Raw genomic sequence first — 22622 nt, forward strand, 5'->3', positions numbered from 1 at the left:
ATATAATAATTGCCCGGGTGAAAGCCCGGGCTGTTTTTTGCTTTTTATTTAATTTCCAGATTTTCACCTGTAAGCCCTATGTATGATCCATCAGGAAGTCCACCTTCAGGATGTCCGATGAGCCATTTGTTTTTAGCTGCAAGAAGAGCATCTTCTCCGCCGGTGTGTGGATGTTCCAGGGCTTCATTTGTGCCTTTTGGAAGTACAACGGCTACCAGAAATCCGCCAGCAGATGCATTACATGGTGCGTAGTGCAGTGTTGTGGCATAAAGCTCGACTGCTGTTCCGGAAGGAATCCTGAAAGCTTCCATCAAAGAGGTATCATATGTATTTTCCACGGAGATATCCTGCTGTCGGCCGAGTATCAGTATGGCATCAGTTGCGGCAATATTGACCTCAGAGCATCTGTGATATTCAACAGCATTGAGCTTATGATTGTTGCCTATGCACCAGCCTATCTGTATAGGAAGCTCCCCGTATGTTTTCTGTTGTAATTCTGTAGCGCATTTTAGCTTTTCAAGTGCAGAAATGGATGGCTCATAAACCACATCAGCAGGAATTTCTACTGTCTGCATTGTGCTGACCAGCTCTGTAAGATCTATAGAGTCGATCACCTTTCCATATTTCTTAAAACATTCTTCTGTTATTTCATGTATGATCATTATATGGTCCTCCTGATTTTTAAAATTGTAAAAATTATAATGTATGACAGAGAAAATGTCAGCAGGATAAATTATTGTTTTATACCCTAGTTATTAGATATATTTATTTTAGGATTTGTAAAAATATTTTTTATGGAATATAATGACTATTATGCAATTTTATAGCAGAGACTGAACAAAAGAAAATAGGGAGAAAACATGGTATGAAAAAAAGATTGGTTTCCTCAGCGGTTACAGTGGCATTGTTTATCGGACTTATAGCCGGTGTTACTTTTCAATCGTCAGATAAAAAAGAAATAAAGCATTTTACGGCTTTTTTTTCTGTAGAAGGAGATAATATAGATCCGGATAATGATATAAAGCAGCTCATAGCAGAGCAGATCGGTGCTGAATGTGAGGAAACCTGGCTTGTTGGACAGGATAAGGACGATGCAATAAATTCTCTAATAGCAACCGGGAAATATCCGGATTTTGTATTGGGTGAGACTGCGCTGTATGAGGCAGATGCACTCATTCCAATAGATGAATACTGGGACGATTATCCGAACATAAAAGAATATCTCAGTGATGAACAATGGGAAAAGTTAAGACAGCCGGATGGACACATATATTGGATTCCACAGTTTGGAGTATCACATGGGGATGATGTGGAGATGCTGCATAATGGTGAAGCCTTCTGGATTCAGACAAGAGTATTAAAATGGGCTGGATATCCAAAGATTACAACGATAGAGCAGTACTTTGACCTGATAGAAAGCTATGTACAGGCAAATCCAACAATGCCGGATGGAACAGAAAATATACCATTTACGATGCTTTGTGATGACTGGCGGTATTTTTGTCTTGAAAATGTACCGCAGTTTCTGGACGGATTTCCAAACGATGGAAGCTGTATGGTGGACACGGAAACCAAAAAAGTGATGGATTACAATGTGAGCGACACAGCCAAAAGATATTTCGGAAAGCTTAACGAAGAGTTCCATAAAGGAATAATGGATCCCGGGGCGTTTAATGCCACCTATGATCAATATCTGGATAAGCTGTCAACAGGAGCTGTGCTTGGGATGGTCGACCAGTGGTGGCAGTTTTATTATACAATAGATCCTGTATTCAAAAAACAGAATCTGGCACAGCTTGGGTGTGATTATGTTCCTCTTCCTGTCACGATTGATGATGGTATTCACAACAGATGGCATACAAACAGGATGGCAGAAATAGATTATTCTTCAGGAGTGTCCATTACCACCTCCTGTAAAGATATCGAAGGTGCGATGAAGTTTGTCAGTGATCTTCTGGAATCTGATATCATAAGAGAAAGGTTCTGGGGGGAGGAGGGCAAGGACTATTCAGTCGATGAAAACGGTTTGTTTTACCTTACCAATGAGCAGGCAGAGAAAAAAAGTGACAGCTCATATCATACAGCGCATATGTGTTCGTACTCATACTTTCCAAGAGTGGAGGGAATGCTTGATGATGGTATAAATGCGTTTTCAATGGAGTTTCAGCAGAACGAGTTTTTCAGAAATCAGCCTGTGGATATTCAGGAATGTTTTAAAGCCTATGGAGTGGAAAACTATGTAGATATGCTTGGAAAAAATGAGGCTCCCGGCTCGTGGTATCCGATGTATTCATATTCAGATTCAATTCCTTCGACCTCTGAATGTGGGAAAGCAAAGAATAATATTGTGGCAGTAAAGAAAATATGGCTGCCGCAGGTTATCATGGCAGATGATTTTGGTGCTGCCTGGGATCAGTATATGGAGAAGTACAATGCCTGTAATCCACAGATATATTTTGATTATTTACAGCAAAAGGTAAATGAAAATTAGCAATATTTGAATACTGTTTGGCAATTTATTAATAGAATAACAAGCCCCTGTTCGTTTACACTTATATATATCAATAAACGAATGGGGGGATTTTATTTTGGATGATTTAAAAAATGGTGCTTTGTATATAGGCACGATACCATCATCAATGGACAATAACAGATGCTCAGTCACACTTGAGGATGATGGAAGTGTTACCTTTTATATCTATGCGCCAAATGCCAATAAAGTAGAAGTAGCCGGAATGGGAGGCTATTTCAGCTCAGAACGCATACAGTTAAAGCCTGATATGCAGGGTGGATTTTCGGCAAACATTAAAGATTTCCACTGGGCAATGCATTATTATTTCTGGTATGTAGATGATGTCTGTATAACAAATCCTCATGCGGCTATATCATATGGCTGTTTTGCTGCAATAAACACATTTGAAGTGCCAAAAGAGGGCGAGGATTTCTATTTTGTCAGGGATGTGCCGCATGGAACGGTAAGTCTGTGCAAATATACCTCACAGGTAAACGGTCACATAAAGGAGAGCTATGTGTATACTCCACCCGGATATGAGAGTGGAGATGTAAGGTATCCTGTATTGTATTTACAGCATGGTGTCGGGGAGAATGAGACCGGATGGGTATGGCAGGGTAAGATGAATTTCATCATGGACAATCTGATAGCAGACAAAAAATGTGTGCCGATGATCATAGTTGCAAGCAGTGGCTACGCATTTAAGGATAACGAATACCCTGTATTTTTTCCGGGAGATTTTGACAGTGAGCTTGTAAATAGCATAATCCCTTATATAGAGGAAAATTTTAAGGTCAAAAAAGGAAGAAACAACCGTGCTGTGGCAGGACTTTCACTTGGTTCAGGACAGGCTACGGATATAGCGGCAAGACACCCGGAGCTTTTTTCAGCAGTTGGAGTATTTTCAGGTGTTGCAATACATCTCATGAAAAAAATCATCGACAGCCCATATCGGTTTGAAGCTGTCTTTATGTCGGCAGGAGATAAAGAAAAAGAGATACTGCTTGGAATCAATGAGATGGTAAAAGAATTTTCACGACAGGGGAAAAACAGTACACCAAAAGTATATGAGGGCTATCATGAATGGCATGTATGGAGAAAGAGCTTTAAGGATTTCGCACAGATGCTTTTTACATGGGATGACGCAGAACTTGATGATATTAATAAAGCTGTCCCGGTCAGATCAAAGAATATTGATTTTACCACACCGGTACAGGCGGATGAGAGCATGGTATTTTTTGATCCGGTGTACAGGCAGATACAGTTCGAAAATGACGAGGATGGAAAACCGGCTGGCAAATATCCGGATGTCATACATGGTATCCGTGTGACGGAGGATAACAGCATTGAAGTAAATCTTTTTGCACCTGATGCAAAAAGCGTGAGCGTAGTTCTTGAAAATGGCACGGAGGAGCTTCTTTACAGATCAAAGAAAAATGATGGTTATTGGGAAAAAACAATAGGTAATCCGGCAGAGGGATTTAACTATGTGACATTTATGGTAAATGGAACACCTGTAGTAAACCCTGCGGCACCTGTAGGGTTCGGATATAACAGGGCTGTAAACTTTGCTGAGGTACCTGAGAGGAACTTTAGCTGGCATGAGCTTAAGAAAACAGAGCATGGTCAGATACATATCCATTATTCGTGTGATGGAGACGGACAGGTCAGTATGAATTATGTTTATACACCAGCCGGTTATGGAGAGGATAATTGTGATACCGGCAGAGTATGTGTGCTTGAGTGTGCTGCGGACGAAAGAAATTTTTGCTGGATACATCAGGGAAAGATAGCAAATATCATGGATAATCTGTCGGGTGAAGGCAGGATAAAAGGAATTATGATAATAATGGCAGACAGCACGATATCTGATGATATCATCGGGAACATAACAGCCATATACGGAATTAGGGACAGTGCACGGAAAGAATGGTTCAAAAAAGGAGATAATGAATCCTGGACATCATGCAGACACAGATTTTTAAATTTCATGTGCGGGATACAGTAAAACAGCGACAAAAAGGAGAGAAAAATGGCAGGAGCATATAAGACAGGCAAATACAGAAATATATTCAAAGAGTATGGGTATCCGGAAGAAGAAATTCAAAAAAGAGTAGAGGATACTTTTAACACGATATTCTATGGGAATGATGATGAACGTTTTTATCATGAAGCCGGTGATGATATGGGATATATGGAGGATACCGGCAATCATGATGTGAGAACCGAGGGAATGTCATATGGCATGATGGTATGTGTACAGCTGGACAAAAAAGCAGAGTTTGACAGACTGTGGAAATGGGTGCGCACATATATGTATATAGAAGATGGTCCGGCAAAAAATTATTTTGCGTGGTCATGTCAGACAAACGGAAAGCGAAATGCCGATGGACCGGCACCTGATGGTGAAGAGTATTTTGCAATGGCATTATTTTTCGCCTCTAAAAGATGGGGAGATGGCGATGGTATATTCTGCTACAGCAAAGAGGCACAAAATATCTTAAGGGAGTGTGTACACAAGGGTGAGCCGGGACACAGCGGAGAGCCAATGTGGGAGCCTTCCAACAAGCTGATAAAGTTTGTCACAAATATGGATTTCAGTGATCCTTCATACCATCTGCCGCATTTTTATGAACTTTTTGCCCAAAGGGCTTATGAGGAGGACCGAGACTTCTGGAAAGAAGCAGCAGCTGCCAGCAGAGCATATCTGCACAGTGCATGCCATGAAAAGACAGGACTTAGCGCAGAATATGCAGATTATGACGGAAAGCCTCATACGGGGCATCAGGAAATATTTGGAAGACATGACTGGTATTACAGTGATGCATACCGCACGATCGCCAATATAGCGATGGATCATCTGTGGTTTGATGCAGATCCGTGGCAGATTAAAACGGCAGAAAGGCTTCAGAAGTTTTATTGTGAGGATCAGAAGGACAATTGGGATGGGGTATTTCTTATAGATGGTACACCGCTTGATGAGAAGGCACTTCATCCGGTAGCAATCATTGCTGTTAATGCAGAAGCTTCACTCGCAGCAGATGGAAAATATGCAAAGCAATGTGTTGAAAAGTTCTGGAACACTCCGCTTAGGACAGGTGACAGGAGATACTATGACAATTTCCTTTACATGTTTGCAATGTTAGCACTTTCAGGAAATTACAGGATTTATTGATTTTAATATACAAGAACCTTAAGCTGGAATGATGAAACAGTCATAAACTATAAAAGACAGGACAAATATCTATAATTTCTCCCGGTGCAAAGCACCGGGAGTTTTTGTATCATATAATCATTATAGCTGATAAAATTGACACAACAAGGAGGCAGCAAGATGGCAGGTCCAAAAGCACCAAAGGATCCGGAAAGAAAAAGAGCGTATTTCTACATCATGAAGGATAAGGATATATACGGCTCAGTACAGGAAGATGGAAGCATTATACATTTTATATATGAAAGCGATGGAAGACTGATAAACAGTGCACAGATAGCCGGAAATATAGAAAATAAAGAGGAACTGGGGCTGTTAGAGACAGTGGAAGGTTTTGGCAGGCTTGTACACAGCATAGGTGTATCTGTGGAAACAGATAATCAAAACGAACAGATCGAATTTGTGTTTCAGATGTACGGAAAGCAGGACCTGTACGGAGGCGGTACTAATCTTAAGGTAAAGCTGACGGGCGATGGAATGGAGAGAAAGATATACCTGTCAGATTATAAGTGGACACCGGATGATGATATACCGGGACAGATAAAGTTCATATTTAATACACCGGATATCATGGGAAAAGCGAGTGTCAGACTGTATCTGAATGACGGCTATGAGGCTCCGGCAGATATTGAGGAAACAGAGGTGGATATGAACTCTGATGAATACTGCAGGATGATAAGTCATTCGCTTATGAATATGGGAAATGCATACCGCATAAGAAAAGCCATCGAAAAGACAAGAGCCGGAAAAGAGGTAACACTTGCATACATCGGTGGATCTATCACACAGGGAGCAGGTGCGGCACCTATAAATACAGAGTGCTACGCATACAAATCCTATCAGCTTTTCCAGAAGCGGTTTTCCGCAAAGAATAATGTGAAATTCATAAAAGCCGGTGTGGGCGGCACACCATCGGAGCTGGGAATGATCAGATTTGACAGGGATGTACTAAGAGACGGACAGCAGCCTGATATAGTAGTTATTGAATTTGCTGTAAATGATGAGGGGGATGAGACAAAGGGCGACTGCTATGAAAGCCTTGTACGTAAAGTACTTAATCTGCCATGGAAACCGGCAGTCATATTGCTTTTTTCCGTATTTGCAAATGACTGGAACCTTCAAGACCGCCTAAGCCCGGTTGGAAAGCTCTATGATCTGCCTATGGTAAGCGTGCTGGATGCGGTTTCCCCTCAGTTTGCATTAAAAAATGACGAGGGAAGGGTAATAACCAAAAATCAGTTTTTCTATGATATGTTTCATCCGGGCAATGCAGGCCATTCCGTCATGGCAGACTGCATAGAGTATCTTTTTGAAAAAATAGATCAGGCAGGGCATGCAAGTTTGAATGCATTTGAACTGGGACTGACAGAGGAAAAAATATTGCAGGAAAAACTAAATCTTGCACCGGTAATAGGAAACAGCTTTGAAAATATAAGACTGCTCGACAAAAAGGATATATATGCAAAGGCATATATTGACGAGGGTGGCTTTGATTCGACAGATACACAGCTGCAAAGCGTTGAGATGGATGATCAGCTTTCGCTGACTCCGGAATTCCCGTATAACTGGATGTATGATGGCACAAAAAATACATTAAACAGGGTAAAAGCGTATTTCGAGCTTGAGATGGAGTGCAGGGCACTTCTCCTTGTATTTAAGGATTCGGGAGAGGTAAACGTGGGAAAGGCGAAGGTATATGTGGACGGAGAATATCATTTTACGGCTGATCCACATATCAATAACTGGCAGCACTGCAATGCGGTAATAATATTTAACAATAAGACCAGTGAAAATCATGTTGTAAGAATTGAAATTGAAGAGGAAGACAGAGACAAGCAGTTTACGATACTGGGCTTTGGATATGTATTATAGAGAATGAGAGGTAAGAGACATGGTAACAGCAAAAAATCCAATACTTTCAGGTTTTTATCCTGATCCATCAATATGTAGAGTCGGGGAAGACTATTATCTGGTGACATCAAGCTTTGTGTATGCACCGGGTGTTCCCATATTTCATAGCCGGGATCTGGCTCATTGGGAGCAGATTGGCAATATACTTGACAGACCATCGCAGCTATGCGTGGAAAATGAAGAAATATCGAGAGGTATTTTTGCACCGACCATAAGATATCATGAAGGAACTTTTTTTATGATAACGACCAATGTATCGCATGGCGGCAATTTTATAGTGACAGCGCAGGATCCGGCAGGACCGTGGTCTGATCCGTATTATTTGGGAGAAGAAGCAGTAGGAATAGACCCAAGCCTTTTCTTTGATGATGACGGCAGATGTTATTACTGTGGCACACGCCCAAACCCTGAAGGAGTACGCTACAATGGAGACTGGGAGATATGGATACAGGAGCTTGATCTTGGAACCATGAAGCTTAAGGGCAGGAGCATGGCCATATGGAAAGGTGCTGTAAAGGGCTGCATATGGCCGGAAGGACCACATATCTACAAGATAAACGGATATTATTATCTGATGCATGCAGAGGGCGGCACCGGACCGGAGCACAGTATAACGATAGCAAGAAGCACGGAGCTTTTTAAATGGTTTGAAGGATGTCCGAGAAATCCGATATTTACACACAGAAATCTGGGGATGGATTATCCGGTCATCTATGCAGGACATGGTGATCTGGTGGATGATATAAACGGAAACTGGTATGTGGTCATGCTTGCGTCAAGACCATGCAAAAAGCACAGCAGTATGGGCAGGGAAACCTTTATTGCAAAAACAATATGGGAAAACGAATGGCCGGTAATAGCACCCGGGATAGGACACCTTGAGGATACGGTAGATATACCGCTTGAAGAGTGCAGATTTATAGATGAGATATCAGAAAATGATTTTATAACTTTCTGCGAAGCCAAGCCTGATAAGAGGCTGGTTGGAATAGGAAAACGCAACGAGTCTTTTTACTCCCTTAAGGAAAATCCGGGAGTACTGAGACTGTACACAAACAAAGAGCAGATCACTGATCTTGGCACAAGTGCATTTCTTGGACTAAGACAGAAGGGCTATGAGTTTACGGTAAAGACAGCAGTGCGTTTTATCCCACAGTCGGATAATGAGACGGCAGGACTTGTACTTTTCCAGAACAATGAGAATCATCTTCGCGCTGAGATAACAATGGAAGCCCAAAGGCTGGTATTTGTGGTGACTACACATATTAAGGGAACTGACAAAAAGATAGCAGTGGCAGATATTATGGAGTACAGCGTTACAGAAAAAAATCCACTGTGGAATATATGTATGATCTGTAAGGAACAGGAAGCATCTATATGGATAGGTACGGCCGAAAAGAGCGTAAAAGTCGCAGAAAAAATAAGTCTGCTGCCATATACCACAGAAGAAGCAGGTGGCTTTGTGGGCTGTACGGTCGGTATGTATGCATCCTCAAATGGCAGCAATAGTGATAACTATGCAGAATTTTCATACATAATGCTCACCCAATAAACATTTTGCGAAATTCAGTCGGGGTGCAGCCCTTTTCAGTTTTGAACACCCTTATGAAAGTGGATGGATTTGCAAAGCCTGACTGCATTGCAGTCTCGGTGACAGATATATTGGGATCAGCCAGAAGGGTCAGGGCAAGCTCTATTCTTTTCTGATTTAAGTATTTGTAAAAGGTATTATTGGTAAACTGCTTAAATAGCCGGGTAAAGTGATATTTACTGAATCCGGCTATTTTTGCGATTTCATCAAGTGTTATGTCCTCAGTGCAATGTGTATCGATATACTCACAGATAGACAGAAAACGCTCCAGATATTCCTGCTGCTTGTGTCTGCCTACATTAAAATGACAACTGCTGGCAGTATGATGTCTTCCAATAAGGACAAGTACTTCAAGTATTTTGGAGTAGATCACGGCTTCTGATAGAAATGAGTCGGTCTGGTATTCATTTGATATATCAAGCAGCAGTTTACGGATATTGCTGTGGATATCACCGGAAGTTTCCGGGGTTAGCGTTATAGCAGGTGCTATAAGGGTAAGTATGGAATTTAATTCCTTTATTTTTGAGACAGCAGACCACTCAATCTGCAGGATAAGCCTTTTTCCGGTGTCAGGTGCGATAAGCCTGTGTTTTACACCGGAAGCTATAAAGATAATATCATTCTCATTAAGATGTACCAAATCATCCCCAATCTGCACTGTATAGCCGCCTTCAAGTGGCATGATAATCTCCATGGGAGTATGCCAGTGAATGGGATAATCTTCTGCTTCCGCATTTATAAAAAGCTTTACATTGCTGTATTCTTTATATTTTACTGTCTCATGTATTCCATTCAGATTTTCGATCATATATACTTGTCTCCATACGGCTGATATTTATGCGCATTTGCGTGAATATAGTTATTATAGCACAAATAGCAATTTTTGAACATTGTGGGGCAACAATTAGAAAGAAAATACTGCATGAATCTGGTAAAATCATTATATAAATTAAAGGAGAAGTCACTATGAGTAAAAAAACTATAGAATATGCAAAAAAACTAGTATCGCAGATGACAATAGATGAGAAGATAAGTCAGATGCTGTATGAGTCACCGGCTATAGAAAGACTGGGGATACCGGAATACAACTGGTGGAATGAGGCTCTTCATGGAGTAGCAAGAGCCGGTGTTGCTACAGTATTTCCTCAGGCGATAGGTCTTGCGGCAACTTTTGATACTGACCTGATAGAAAAGATCGGAGATGTTGTATCAACGGAGGGTCGTGGAAAGTTCAATGAATTTTCAAAAAAGGGTGATCACGGAATATACAAGGGACTTACCTTCTGGGCACCTAATGTAAATATATTCAGAGATCCAAGATGGGGCAGGGGACATGAGACATACGGGGAAGATCCGTACCTGACAGGTAAGCTTGGCTGCGCATATATAAGGGGATTACAGGGAGATGATCCGGATCACTTAAAATCGGCAGCCTGTGCAAAGCATTTTGCGGTACACAGCGGTCCGGAAGCCATAAGACATGAGTTTGATGCGAAAGCATCAAAGCATGATATGTATGATACATATTTGTATGCCTTCAAGCGATGTGTAAAGGATGCAAAGGTTGAGGCTGTCATGGGGGCTTACAACAGGGTAAATGGAGAACCTGCCTGCGGAAGCAGGACACTGCTTAAGGATATACTGCGTGACGAGTTTGGATTTGAAGGTCATGTGGTGTCAGACTGCTGGGCAATACTTGATTTCCACGAACACCATCATGTGACGGATACAGTTGAGGAATCGGCTGCTATGGCTGTAAACAACGGCTGTGACTTAAACTGTGGAAGTGCATTTTTACATCTTAAGGATGCTTATGACAAGGGAATGGTTTCAGACGAGGCGATCACGGCAGCAGTAGAAAGGCTGATGGAGGTGCGTATCCGTCTGGGCATGATGAAGGATTATCCATCGCCATATGAGGACATATCGTATGAGGTTGTAGAATGTAAGGAGCATGTGGAGCTTTCTGTGGAGGCTGCCAGAAGAAGTCTTGTACTTTTAAAGAATAAGGACAATTTCCTGCCTCTTGACAGAAAAAATGTTAAAACTATTGCGGTTATCGGACCAAATGCCAACTCCAGGGATGCGCTTATAGGAAATTATTATGGTACCTCATCAAGATATATCACTCCACTTGAGGGATTACAGCAATATCTTGGAGAGGATACAAGAGTGCTTTATGCAGAGGGCTGCCATCTTTACAAGGACAAAGTACAGGGACTTGCAGAGGAAAAGGACAGATTTAAGGAAGCCCTCATCATGGCAGAACAGTCAGATGTGGTCGTAATGTGTCTTGGACTTGATGCAACTATAGAAGGTGAAGAGGGGGATGCCGGAAATGAATATGCAAGCGGTGACAAGCTGGGGCTTATGCTTCCGGGACTTCAGGAGGAACTTTTAGAGGCTGTTGCAGCAGTAGGAAAGCCGGTAATACTTGTGCTGTCAGCAGGAAGTGCGATAGATCTTTCCTGGGCAGAAGAGCATGTGGATGCCATTATAGACAGCTGGTATCCGGGAGCCAGAGGCGGAAAGGCTGTTGCAGAAGCTATATTCGGAGAGTATAGTCCGAATGGAAAACTGCCGGTTACATTTTATCAGGGCACCGAAAATCTCCCGGAGTTTACGGATTATTCAATGGCTCACAGGACATATCGCTATACAAATGAGAATGTGTTATATCCATTTGGATATGGACTGCATTATGGTGAGACAAACTATGATGGACTGTCAGTGGATAAAGCAGAAAGTGATGTAAACGAACCTGTCGAGGTGTTTGTAAATGTGACAAATGACAGCAGATATACTGTAAATGAGATAGTTCAGCTCTATATCAGGCACGTTGATGCTGCAGAGTATGAGCCGGGATATCAGCTAAAGGGGATTGAGGTTGTAAAGCTTGAGCCACATGAGACTAAGAAAGTAAAGCTGACTCTTTCGCCAAGGGACTTTGCTGTGATAGAAGAGGATGGAAGCTGTGTAGCTGTGCCGGGAATTTATGAGATATCCGCAGGAGGACAGCAGCCTGATGACAGAAGCACAAAGCTCACAGGCAAGAGGACAGAGCGCATTGAGATCGCAAGATGTGGAGAGAAAACAGGGGTAGATTATTAATAATAAATATGTTATTTTATAATTAATGATAAGTTAAAACAGACTTTAGGAGCGGGCATATGTCGGCTCCTTTAAGTGATTTCAGAGGAACTGTTTATGAGAAAATCAATATGGAATGCCATTGAGAGAAAGCTTGATGATTATTCACTCAGAAAAAAATTTTACATATTTTATGTACTGTGTGTCATGCTGCCGCTCATAGTGACTGATGCAGTGGTGCTTTCCATCGTAAATAATGCTGAAAAAGAAAGCAGCAGACATGAAATGTCGAGCATAGCAAGTGCTGTGGGATATAATCTGAGCAGCATGGTCAATAACGCAGGAGAGGCAGCTAAGAGTATCTATACCAGCAAGCGCATAGATGATTTTATATCAAAGGAATACACAAGCTCTGCTGAGTATGTATCAGAGTATCAGAGCTTCTTTCAGGATACACTTTTTGAAAACACACTTGGAATGAGCAATATAGTGTTTTTCCTGTATGCTGACAATCCTACAATAGTAAATGGCGGAAAAGTAAATGATATGTCTGCTGTAAGAAATACGGATTCTTACAGACTACTGGAGCAGAAGGGAAGCGGAGGACTTTTTTTTGTATATGAAAAAGGCGGAGCCGGATTGTCAGATGAAAGACGTATGATTTATATGCAAAAGCTGGATTTTTACTCATCTGATATCGAAAAGGTACTCAAGATAGAGTTTAATTATGGCAGCATGATGCGTACTTTTAAGAATATGAATTATGATAATGAAGTGCTTATCTGCCATGGAGATGACATAGTGCTGTCAAATGGGGCCTACAGTGGAATCAACAAACCATTTAAGACATTGGAGGCGATTGGGAAAATAAGCGACTCCGTATACAGGCAGCAGCTCTCTTTGTATGGCTGTGATCTTGATATATATGTGTTTAAGACACGCAGTAATATATGGAGCATGCTTATGCACAATGCACCGATCATTGTTTTTCTGATGCTTATAAATGTATTCTTTCCACTTTGTCTGGTCAGTATCTTTAACCATTCCTTTACGAGCAGGATATTACAGCTTTCAAAGGTGTTTAAGTCGGTTGACAGCGAAAAGCTTGTATCTATGACTGACAGGGAGAGCAAAGATGAGATCGGCAGCATGATAAAAAATTACAACAGGATGGTAAGCCGCACAAATGACCTGATCCAGACTGTATATAAGAATAAGCTAAAAGAGCAGGAGATGCTTGTAAGTCAGAAAAATGCAGAGCTTCTTGCACTGCACAGCCAGATAAATCCGCACTTTCTGTTTAATGCGCTTGAGAGCATACGAATGCACAGTCTGCTTAAAAGGGAAAATGAGACGGCTGATATGGTTGAAAAACTCGCAATCATGCAAAGACAGTATGTGGAGTGGGGAAATGATGCTGTAACCGTTGCAAAGGAATGTGAATTTGTAAAAGCCTATCTGGCATTGCAGAAATACCGGTTTGGCGAGCGGCTGAACTATAACATAGATATAGAAGCAGACTGCATGGAATGTCAGGTGCCAAAACTTACGCTTGTAACCTTTGTTGAAAATGCCTGTGTGCATGGCATAGAAAGTAAAGCTGCTCCGGGCTGGATATTTGTGCGTATATTCAAAAAAGCCGGGTTCATGCATATAGAGGTTGAGGATACAGGCAGCGGAATTGATCCGGATGCTCTTGAAAAAATGAAAAGTAACATGAAAAATGCAGATATCGATATGTTAAAGACCGGTGGCAGAGTGGGCGTGATAAATGCCTGCCTGCGTATCAAAATGGTAACGGAATCTAAAGCAGTATTTGATGTGGACAGTGAGGAAGGCTGCGGTACGACTGTGATGATAAAAATACCGGAAACATATTTATAGGAGATTTAAAATGCTTAAAGTATTATTGGTGGATGATGAGCCTTTTATAATACAGGGGCTTAAGGTGATCATTGATTGGGAAAATGAAGGATTTGAGATAGCAGGAATGGTCTCAAATGGAAAGGAAGCCCTGCAGTTTCTTGAAAATGAGAATGTGGATCTGGTCATAGCCGATATAAGGATGCCGGAGATGACAGGACTTGAGCTGCTTGAGACTTTGAGAAAAGATAAAAAATCAGATGTGTATTTTGTGATATTAAGCGGTTATGCAGATTTTAGCTATGCGCAGCAGGCTATGCAGAATGACTGTACGGATTACATACTAAAGCCGGTGGACAAGGAGATGCTGCTTAAGGTACTAAACAAGGTTCTTGTGCTCAAAAACGAGAAAAACAAGATCGACGAGGATAACAAAAAGATGAAACAGGCATACCTTGCAGGACACCTGATATCTCTGATACGGGGCAAATATGATGAAGTAAACCTGAACTATGTAAAAGAAAATATGAGGTGTGAGGGTGGAGCAAGGTATGTTGAGATACAGGTGGAGCAGTTTCCGGCAGGTGATGAGATACTCGATAGTGATATGAGAAGCTTACAGCGCAAGATGTACGAAAGCTGTGTTGCTTTTCTGGGGGCTGATTCGGCACATTGTGTATTTGATGTATCGGTAAATGAAAAAGTGTATGACATAGGCTTTATATGCTCAGATTATATGGCAGAGGAAGCCGCAAAAAACGAGAGAAAATATCTGGAGGATCTGAGAAGGTATATATGTGATAATACACAAAAGAATATAGTTATGCTGGTCGGAAGAAAAGTATCAGATATATCAAAGATAGCCAGATCATACGGCAATGCATGTATGCTCAGGTCGTTTCAGGGATTTCGCATAGTAAAGAGCATATATTACTATGAGGATGAAGTAAAGATATCGGCAGATGGAATAGTGCTTTGTAAAGATAGTCTGGATGAGCTGCTTAGGACAGTGGAACAGAACAACCATGTTGAGATAAGAAATGCAGTTGCCACATTTTATGATGAGATGTCCAGCATGGGTATGAATGGGGAAAGCATGAACTTAAATATCAATTATCTGTTGTTTCAGTTCATACACCTGGCAAGTGAGCAGGATGATAATGTAAATCAGCAGGAGATTTTGCGACTCATAAGTGAGAGCAGCTTTAAGACCGGTATTGAGAGGGGAAGCCGTGCACATATGACCAGATTTTGCTGTGAGTATGGTGATTATCTGTCGCAGCTTAGAAAAAATGTGTCAAGAGGTGTGATCGGCATGGTAGAAAAGGAAGTAAGAGACAATTATGCCACGAACATCACGCTTAAGAGCCTGAGTGAGAAGTATTATGTAAACAGTGCATACTTAGGGCAGCTTTTCAGAAAAAAATACGGACAGTCCTTTAAGGATTATCTGAACAATTACAGGATGGAACGTGCGGCAGAGCTTCTGCTTAGGACTGATAAGAAGATAATACAGATAGCAGAGGAAGTCGGATATCATGATATGGATTATTTTGTGAACAGGTTTATACAGGTAAAAGGCTGCACACCGGCGCGTTTCAGACGGCAGATGCAAAGTGGAGAATAATATATATTACTGCAAAACAGGGTAAATTATAGTTTTTTCGAGAAACTATAGTTTACCCTGTTTTTGACTATAGTTACTCCGATTGTTTGAAAACTTAAAAAGTATAAAATTAAGTTATCAAAAGGGAGGACATTACAATATGAGAAGAAAAAAAATTGTAAGCATGCTGCTTGTGGCTACTATGGCAGCAACAATGTTTGCCGGATGTGGTAATGATAGTGGCAAAAAAGGTAGCTCCGGAGGTGTGAAAGAGTTTGATGCATTCTTTGCTGTACCGGGATCTGAAATCAATGATGATAATGAAATCCAGAAGATCATCGAGGAAAAGACAGGTGTAAGGGTAAAGGAAACCTGGCTTACCGGACAGACAGCAGATGAGGCAGTCGGAACAATGATCGCAGGTGGCGAGTATCCTGATTTCATTGAAGGTGCAAGTGGACAGAAGCAGTTATATGAAGCAGGTGCACTTGTTCCACTGGATGACTACATCGAGAAATATCCAAACATCAAAAATCTTTTCACAGAACTTGAGTGGGAAAAACTTCGTCAGGATGACGGACATATCTACTGGATACCACAGTTTAGCTGCATAAAGGGAGACGAGAAAGTCTGCACACACAATGACGAGGCATTCTGGATCCAGGCAAGAGTACTTAAATGGGCTAACTATCCGCAGATCAAGACACTGGATCAGTATTTTGACCTCATCGAGAAATATAATGAAGCAAATCCAACAATGGCTGATGGAACAGAAAATATTCCATATACAATCCTTTGTGAGGATTGGAGATATTTCTGTCTTGAGAATGCACCACAGTTCCTTGACGGATATCCAAACGATGGATCATGTATGGTAGATCCTGATACAAAGAAAATACTTGACTATAATACATCTGATACAGCAGTTAAATATTTCAAGAAGCTCAATGAAGAGTATAATAAGGGAATTGTAGATCCTGAGTCATTCACACAGACATATGATGAATATATCTCTAAGCTTTCTACAGGACGTGTACTTGGAATGATTGACCAGTGGTGGGATTTTGCATTCACAGCAGGTGATGCAATTAAACAGGCAGGTCTTGCTGAGCAGGGATGCGATTACATTCCGGTACCTGTAACAATCGACGGCCGTGACAATCAGTGGCACAATGCAGGCGGTGCTTTCAACGAGGCAACAGGTCTTGCTGTTACAACAGCCTGTGATGATGTAGATGCGGCCATGAAGTTTGTAAATGATCTTCTTGATCAGGATATCCACAATCTCAGATTCTGGGGTGTCAAGGGTACTGACTATGAAGTAGATGAGAATGGTGAGTTCTACAGAACAGCAGATGAGAGAAAGCAGGCTTCTGATACAGCATACAAGGCTTCTCATTTATGCTCATACTCATACTTCCCACAGTACAATGGAACAAGTGATGATGGAATCAATGCCAACAAACCTGATGGACAGGCAAGAGAGTTCTATGATGGTCTTAACAGTGATGTACAAGAAGCTTTCGATGCCTATGGTGTTAAGACATATGTTGAAATGCTTGGAACAAACGATGCACCTGGAGATTGGTATCCGATGTGGTCATACTCTAACAACTTTAACACAAGCACTCCTGGTGGAGTAGCCTGGACAAAGATTGGCGAAGTTAAGCATGAGCAGCTTCCACAGGTTGTTATGGCAAAAAACTTTGACAAAGCATGGGATACATACATGGATGCATACAATGCATGCAATCCACAGGATTTCCTGGATGAATTACAGACTGAGCTTGATAAAAGATTAGAGCAGGCTGCTAAGTTCAAATAAAGCTTAAATGAAATTTAAGGCAGGCAGATGTAATAGCGTTTTATCTGCCTGCTGCCTTTTAAGGAGTGGTGTCATGTCATTAACGAGAGAAAATAAAAAAGAAAAGGTCAGAAAACCTAGAACAAAAATTACATGGAAAGAAGTCAAACGCCAGAAAGTGCTGCTGTTCTGGGCAGCAATAATGGTGGCATATGGAGTCGTATTCTATTATCTGCCGCTCGCTGGCTGGGCAATGGCATTTCAGGATTACAAACCAAGACTTGGTATATTTCATTCTGCATTTGTTGGATTGGACAAATTCAAGATGCTGTTCTCGGATATGACATTTATCCGTGTTATAAGAAATACACTCGCAATGGGCGTTATCAATCTGGTTGTAACTTTTGTCACAGCCATAGCATTTGCAATCTTACTTAATGAGATTGCATCAAAGGGTGGAAAGAAAGTAGTACAGACTATATCATATCTTCCACATTTCCTTTCATGGATCATTGTAACAGGTATTTTACACGATATGCTTTCAGGAACAGGTATTGTAAATGAGTTCCTTGTAAATATGCATATTATAGACCAACCGATAAACTTTTTCGCACATACGGGATATTTCTGGCCGATAGTGGCATTTGCCAATGTATGGAAAGAAACAGGATGGAATGCAATCATATATCTTGCAGCCATTACATCAATAGATCCTTCACTTTACGAAGCAGCATCTATTGATGGAGCGGGACGCTGGGCAAAGATCAAGTACGTAACACTGCCGGGAATCAAACCAACTATCATAATCCTTCTTCTTATGAATGTAGGTAATGTTTTAAATGCAGGATTTGAGATACAGTATCTCTTAGGAAACGGTCTGATACAGAAAGTATCACAGACTATTGATATTTATGTACTTAAATGGGGCATAAGCCAGGGAGATTATGCAATAGGTACTGCAGCAGGTATATTCAAGAGCGTGGTAAGTATAATTCTTATATTTATTGCAAATAAAATTGCCAAACATAATGGTGAAGAGCAGTTGTTTTAAGGAGGTCTTGTACGATGGCAGATATAACAGCAGGCTCTGTAAAGAGCAAAAAGAAAAAGAAGATAAGTATATTTCCAATTGTAAATTGCATCATTATGGTATTGTTTTTGATCATAACGCTTTATCCGGTGCTTAATACACTTGCGATATCGCTTAATGATGGTACAGATGCATTAAGAGGTGGAATTTACCTCTTACCAAGAAAGTTTACCTGGAAGAATTATATAACGGTTTTACAAAAAGATAATCTTATAACAGGAGCATACATTACTGTTGCCAGAACAATAATTGGAACAGTCTTAGCACTGGTGGCAAATGCAATCCTTGCTTTTATAGTCAGCAGAAAAAGATTTTTGTTCAAAAGAGGTTTATCCCTGTTTTGGGTTATCACAATGTATGTCAATGGTGGATTAATCCCTACCTTCCTCCTGTACAAGGGACTTGGGCTTACCAATAGTTTTTGGGTTTATGTAGTCCCTGGAATGGTCAGTGCGTTTAACATGCTTGTTATCAGGACCTATATGAATGGAATTCCTGACAGCTTAGAGGAATCAGCGCAGCTTGACGGTGCAGGATATACCACCATTTTTCTGAAGATTTATTCACCTCTCTGCAAACCGGTATATGCGACAGTAGCTTTATTCGTAGCAGTAGGACAGTGGAACTCATGGTTTGATGCAATGCTTTATAACCGTATGAATACAAAGCTTACTACATTACAGTATGAGCTTATGAAGCTTCTTTCAGCTGTAACAAATCAGGGAGGATCAGCAGAAACATTGAAAAATGCTGTAGGTGCAGTTACACCTACCTCAGTTCGTGCCGCAGCAACAATTATAACAATGCTTCCGATCATATGTATTTACCCGTTTTTACAGAAATACTTTGTTACAGGACTTACACTTGGTGGAGTTAAAGAATAAATATTTTTTTACAGGATGCCCGGCAGGATAACTGCCGGGTGTTTTTGTGTAAATGTTTATTTGAAAGGAGAATTTTCTTCAAATCAGGAGCAAAATGAGAAAAATGGTACGTTGGCACTAAATAGTAGTGGATTATTATAAAAAAATGTTGTATAATAAAGCTACTCTAAAAACTCAAACAAAAGAAGGGGGATTTTATGAATAGTCAACAGTATAACAGAGCCAACAAACGTGTATTCCTGGCGGTAATCATAGTATTTGCATATATAGCATTTACGTTATTTGCAGCAGTTGGGACAAAAGATGCTGATATTACCAGGATAAGTATACAGCTTGTTGCGGCAATAGCAGTAATAGTAATAGCTGTAATTGCATTTATTACAAAAAGAGACAGCAGAACAGGTGCGCTTATACTTGTAAGCGCCATGACAGCAGGATATTTTATTATCGCACTGATCAATTCAACAATCGGTACATGGACATATGCCCTGCCGCTTGTTATTGCAGCGATGATATATCTGGATATAAAGATGATGATGGTGATGAACGCAGTAATAATCATATCCAGCGTCATCAGGCTTGTAATGCAGCTTGGAATAGGGGGTACAGTTCTTCAGAATGATGTGATAGCAGTTTTTGTACTTGTACTTGTGGGATATGCGTCAGACAGCATCACGATTCTTCTTACCCATTTCTTCGATGAAAATATGGAAGAAATCAAAGAATCTGCTATGGCACAGGTGGACAGCAATAAGAAGATGGTAATGGTTGCGGAGAATATTTCAAAGCACTTTGACGAGGCTATGACCATGTTAAATGATCTCGATGAGTCTGTTGCGGTGAGCCATAGTTCAATCCAGGAGATAGCAGACAGCACAGAGAGCACTGCGGAGGCTATCCAGAAGCAGGCAGCTATGTGTGTTGATATTCAGGGAAATACAGACAATGCAGAAAGTGGAATCAAGGCTATGATAGATGCCTCACGCCAGACTGATGAGACCGTAAAGCAGGGAGCTGATGTTGTGGAAGAACTCAAGGAGCAGGCACACAACGTGGCAGAGGCAAGCAATGTTACAGTGTCAGTTATCCAGAGTCTTACAGCTAAGGTAGAGGAAGTAAAGAGCTTTGTTGAGTCGATTATCAATATTTCTAACCAGACAAATCTGCTTGCTCTCAATGCTTCAATTGAGGCGGCCAGGGCAGGTGAAGCAGGAAAGGGCTTTGCGGTAGTAGCAGATGAAATCAGACAGCTCTCAGAGCAGACAAAGGATGCATCAGCCAATATTACAGAGATTATAAACAAGCTCAATGAGGACACAAGGCGTGCCAACGAGAGTATCGAGAACTCAGTATCATCGGTAGAGAAGCAGAATGAGCTTATCGACGATACAAGAGACAAGTTTAATGCCATGGGAGAGGCCGTTGAGCTGTTGATGAAGGATATCAATGTGGCTGAGGAGAGTATCAAAAAGATTCTTGATTCAACAACAGTCATATCAGACAATATCACACACCTTTCAGCTACAGGAGAAGAGGTTGCAGCTTCTTCAACGGAGGGACTTCGCATGGCTGATACCACAGTCGAGAGCATGGCAAAGTGCAAGAAGGTACTGGAAAATATCTATATGCTTGCGGATGACCTCAAAAACTCTGTTGAGGAGAATGAGGAAGAGCTTAGTCAGAAATTTGATTTCTAAGAGCAGTAATATGTTTTTTACGGCAGGAGCGCATTTGCTCCTGCCATTTTTATATATTTTTTATGATAAAAATATTTACATTATTGTAATATATGATAAAATATTTCTAACACAATAACACAATGGCTACATAAACAATAGGATATATGGAGGAAGTTATGGACGATAACAATTATATGAACAATGACAACCGGTCGTCAGGCACACCGGACAATACAGGTGTATTCGGTCAGTCTTCAGGAACAGCAAATGGCTCAGACGCATACAGCCAGCCGCAGGACACATACAGTCAGCCGACAGACACATACAGTCAGCCGACAGACACATATAATCAGTCTGTATCCCAGCAGGAAAGTGGGAATGCATATGGACAGTCATCAGACCAGACAGGCAGCACAGACGGATATGTCAATAATCCGGGCAGTGCATATGGTTATGCAAATCAGGGTACATACAATCAGAATCCAAATGCCCAGGGTGCATACAATCAGAATCCAAATGCCCAGGGTACATACAACCAGAACACATATGATCAGGGCTCATTTAATCAGTCAGCTTACGGACAGACGCAGTATGGCCAGCAGCCAAACGGACAGGGTGGCTACAATCAGACTGCATACGGACAGACAGCCTACAATCAGCCACAGTATGGAGCTAATCCATACAACCAGCCGCCAAAGAACAGCAATGGCTTTGGTATAGCTTCTCTGGTACTTGGAATCGCATCTATTGTACTGTTTTGTACATGCATCAATTATGTGACAGCTCTGCTTGCTATCATTTTTGGTATTATACATATCATAAAGGGCAACAACAAGGTGTTTGGTATAGTTGGTATAGCAACAGCAGCTATCTCAGTTATAGTCAGCATCATATTCTGGGTTATAGCAGGCTCAAACGTAAGCACAGATTTTGAAAAGGAGTTCATGAAGGGCTTTGATGAGGGCTATGAGTATTATAATGATGACGATTCCTATGAGGATTACGATTATGATTATGATTCTTATGATTATGATGATTTTGATTATCAGAATTTTGAGTATGATGGCATTTATTAGAGTTAATTATTATCAAATTATTACAGAATCAATTACATCTTGACAACAGTGGCTTTTCAGTTATATACTTAAACACAGTTAGTAAAAGGCAGTGACGAAGACAGTAGAGATGGCAGGAAAGTCAAAGAGAGCCGGGGCAGGTGAGAGCCGGTATGAGTAGAGCCGTTTTGAAAATCACTTCTGAGCCGCAGGCTAAAATCGCCATACAGTGTTGCGAGAGTAGGTTCTGACGTATTCCCTACGTTACAGGGGCGGGTATGCAAGGGTATTTCCCTTAAGTACATTGTAATAGGTGGTATAGACGT

General features: G+C 41.1%; 15 protein-coding genes. 13 read left to right on the plus strand and 2 right to left on the minus strand.

Annotated elements, in window-relative coordinates:
- Positions 1-44: 44 nt before the first annotated feature.
- Positions 45-662, minus strand: a complete 618-nt coding sequence (locus tag EUBREC_RS04625) for a DUF4867 family protein (RefSeq protein ID WP_012741900.1) — start codon at positions 660-662, stop codon at positions 45-47.
- A gap of 203 nt (positions 663-865) precedes the next feature.
- Here EUBREC_RS04625 and EUBREC_RS04630 point away from each other — a divergent pair, with 203 nt between their 5' ends.
- The 5 genes from EUBREC_RS04630 to EUBREC_RS04650 all read left to right on the plus strand — a co-directional run bounded on the left by EUBREC_RS04630 (position 866) and on the right by EUBREC_RS04650 (position 9186).
- Positions 866-2491 (plus strand): type 2 periplasmic-binding domain-containing protein, encoded by a 1626-nt coding sequence (locus EUBREC_RS04630; protein WP_012741901.1) that lies wholly within the window; start codon positions 866-868, stop codon positions 2489-2491.
- Between the two features lie 97 nt (positions 2492-2588).
- Positions 2589-4520 (plus strand): alpha/beta hydrolase-fold protein, encoded by a 1932-nt coding sequence (locus EUBREC_RS04635; protein ID WP_049757223.1) that lies wholly within the window; start codon positions 2589-2591, stop codon positions 4518-4520.
- Between the two features lie 24 nt (positions 4521-4544).
- On the plus strand, positions 4545-5687 hold the full coding sequence (locus tag EUBREC_RS04640; RefSeq protein ID WP_012741903.1) for a glycosyl hydrolase family 8: 1143 nt from the start codon (positions 4545-4547) through the stop codon (positions 5685-5687).
- A gap of 159 nt (positions 5688-5846) precedes the next feature.
- Positions 5847-7595 (plus strand): SGNH/GDSL hydrolase family protein, encoded by a 1749-nt coding sequence (locus EUBREC_RS04645; protein ID WP_012741904.1) that lies wholly within the window; start codon positions 5847-5849, stop codon positions 7593-7595.
- Between the two features lie 19 nt (positions 7596-7614).
- Positions 7615-9186, plus strand: coding sequence for a glycoside hydrolase family 43 protein (locus tag EUBREC_RS04650; RefSeq protein ID WP_012741905.1), 1572 nt, complete (start codon positions 7615-7617; stop codon positions 9184-9186).
- Here the strand turns inward: EUBREC_RS04650 and EUBREC_RS04655 are convergent.
- Complete coding sequence (locus EUBREC_RS04655) at positions 9176-10033, minus strand: helix-turn-helix transcriptional regulator (RefSeq protein WP_012741906.1); 858 nt, start codon at positions 10031-10033, stop codon at positions 9176-9178. The genes EUBREC_RS04650 and EUBREC_RS04655 overlap by 11 nt on opposite strands.
- A gap of 158 nt (positions 10034-10191) precedes the next feature.
- On the opposite strand from EUBREC_RS04655, the gene EUBREC_RS04660 reads away from it, so the two are divergent.
- The 8 genes from EUBREC_RS04660 to EUBREC_RS04695 all read left to right on the plus strand — a co-directional run bounded on the left by EUBREC_RS04660 (position 10192) and on the right by EUBREC_RS04695 (position 22317).
- A complete protein-coding gene (locus EUBREC_RS04660) occupies positions 10192-12336 on the plus strand; it encodes a glycoside hydrolase family 3 C-terminal domain-containing protein (protein ID WP_012741907.1) in 2145 nt (714 codons plus the stop codon).
- Between the two features lie 96 nt (positions 12337-12432).
- The gene (locus tag EUBREC_RS04665; RefSeq protein WP_012741908.1) at positions 12433-14199 is read left to right on the plus strand and encodes a sensor histidine kinase; all 1767 of its coding nucleotides are present in this window, start codon (positions 12433-12435) and stop codon (positions 14197-14199) included.
- A 10-nt stretch (positions 14200-14209) separates the two neighbouring features.
- On the plus strand, positions 14210-15805 hold the full coding sequence (locus EUBREC_RS04670) for a response regulator (protein WP_012741909.1): 1596 nt from the start codon (positions 14210-14212) through the stop codon (positions 15803-15805).
- Positions 15806-15944: 139 nt separating this feature from the next.
- Entirely contained in the window at positions 15945-17609 is a 1665-nt protein-coding gene (locus EUBREC_RS04675; protein ID WP_012741910.1) for a type 2 periplasmic-binding domain-containing protein, read from the plus strand.
- A 73-nt stretch (positions 17610-17682) separates the two neighbouring features.
- Entirely contained in the window at positions 17683-18639 is a 957-nt protein-coding gene (locus EUBREC_RS04680) for an ABC transporter permease (RefSeq protein ID WP_012741911.1), read from the plus strand.
- A 14-nt stretch (positions 18640-18653) separates the two neighbouring features.
- Complete coding sequence (locus EUBREC_RS04685; protein ID WP_012741912.1) at positions 18654-19562, plus strand: carbohydrate ABC transporter permease; 909 nt, start codon at positions 18654-18656, stop codon at positions 19560-19562.
- A 197-nt stretch (positions 19563-19759) separates the two neighbouring features.
- The gene (locus EUBREC_RS04690) at positions 19760-21259 is read left to right on the plus strand and encodes a methyl-accepting chemotaxis protein (RefSeq protein WP_012741914.1); all 1500 of its coding nucleotides are present in this window, start codon (positions 19760-19762) and stop codon (positions 21257-21259) included.
- 158 nt (positions 21260-21417) lie between these two features.
- On the plus strand, positions 21418-22317 hold the full coding sequence (locus EUBREC_RS04695) for a hypothetical protein (RefSeq protein WP_041253933.1): 900 nt from the start codon (positions 21418-21420) through the stop codon (positions 22315-22317).
- Positions 22318-22622: the final 305 nt, after the last annotated feature.

It is taken from the genome of Agathobacter rectalis ATCC 33656 (assembly GCF_000020605.1).
Taxonomy (GTDB): domain Bacteria; phylum Bacillota; class Clostridia; order Lachnospirales; family Lachnospiraceae; genus Roseburia; species Roseburia rectalis.

Excerpts from the sequence above, each read along its gene's own strand:
- EUBREC_RS04625 (WP_012741900.1), bottom strand. The coding sequence starts at position 662 with ATGATCATACATGAAATAACAGAAGAATGTTTTAAGAAATATGGAAAG.
- EUBREC_RS04630 (WP_012741901.1), top strand. The coding sequence starts at position 866 with ATGAAAAAAAGATTGGTTTCCTCAGCGGTTACAGTGGCATTGTTTATC.
- EUBREC_RS04640 (WP_012741903.1), top strand. The coding sequence starts at position 4,545 with ATGGCAGGAGCATATAAGACAGGCAAATACAGAAATATATTCAAAGAG.
- EUBREC_RS04645 (WP_012741904.1), top strand. The coding sequence starts at position 5,847 with ATGGCAGGTCCAAAAGCACCAAAGGATCCGGAAAGAAAAAGAGCGTAT.
- EUBREC_RS04650 (WP_012741905.1), top strand. The coding sequence starts at position 7,615 with ATGGTAACAGCAAAAAATCCAATACTTTCAGGTTTTTATCCTGATCCA.
- EUBREC_RS04655 (WP_012741906.1), bottom strand. The coding sequence starts at position 10,033 with ATGATCGAAAATCTGAATGGAATACATGAGACAGTAAAATATAAAGAA.
- EUBREC_RS04660 (WP_012741907.1), top strand. The coding sequence starts at position 10,192 with ATGAGTAAAAAAACTATAGAATATGCAAAAAAACTAGTATCGCAGATG.
- EUBREC_RS04665 (WP_012741908.1), top strand. The coding sequence starts at position 12,433 with ATGAGAAAATCAATATGGAATGCCATTGAGAGAAAGCTTGATGATTAT.
- EUBREC_RS04670 (WP_012741909.1), top strand. The coding sequence starts at position 14,210 with ATGCTTAAAGTATTATTGGTGGATGATGAGCCTTTTATAATACAGGGG.
- EUBREC_RS04675 (WP_012741910.1), top strand. The coding sequence starts at position 15,945 with ATGAGAAGAAAAAAAATTGTAAGCATGCTGCTTGTGGCTACTATGGCA.
- EUBREC_RS04680 (WP_012741911.1), top strand. The coding sequence starts at position 17,683 with ATGTCATTAACGAGAGAAAATAAAAAAGAAAAGGTCAGAAAACCTAGA.
- EUBREC_RS04685 (WP_012741912.1), top strand. The coding sequence starts at position 18,654 with ATGGCAGATATAACAGCAGGCTCTGTAAAGAGCAAAAAGAAAAAGAAG.
- EUBREC_RS04690 (WP_012741914.1), top strand. The coding sequence starts at position 19,760 with ATGAATAGTCAACAGTATAACAGAGCCAACAAACGTGTATTCCTGGCG.
- EUBREC_RS04695 (WP_041253933.1), top strand. The coding sequence starts at position 21,418 with ATGGACGATAACAATTATATGAACAATGACAACCGGTCGTCAGGCACA.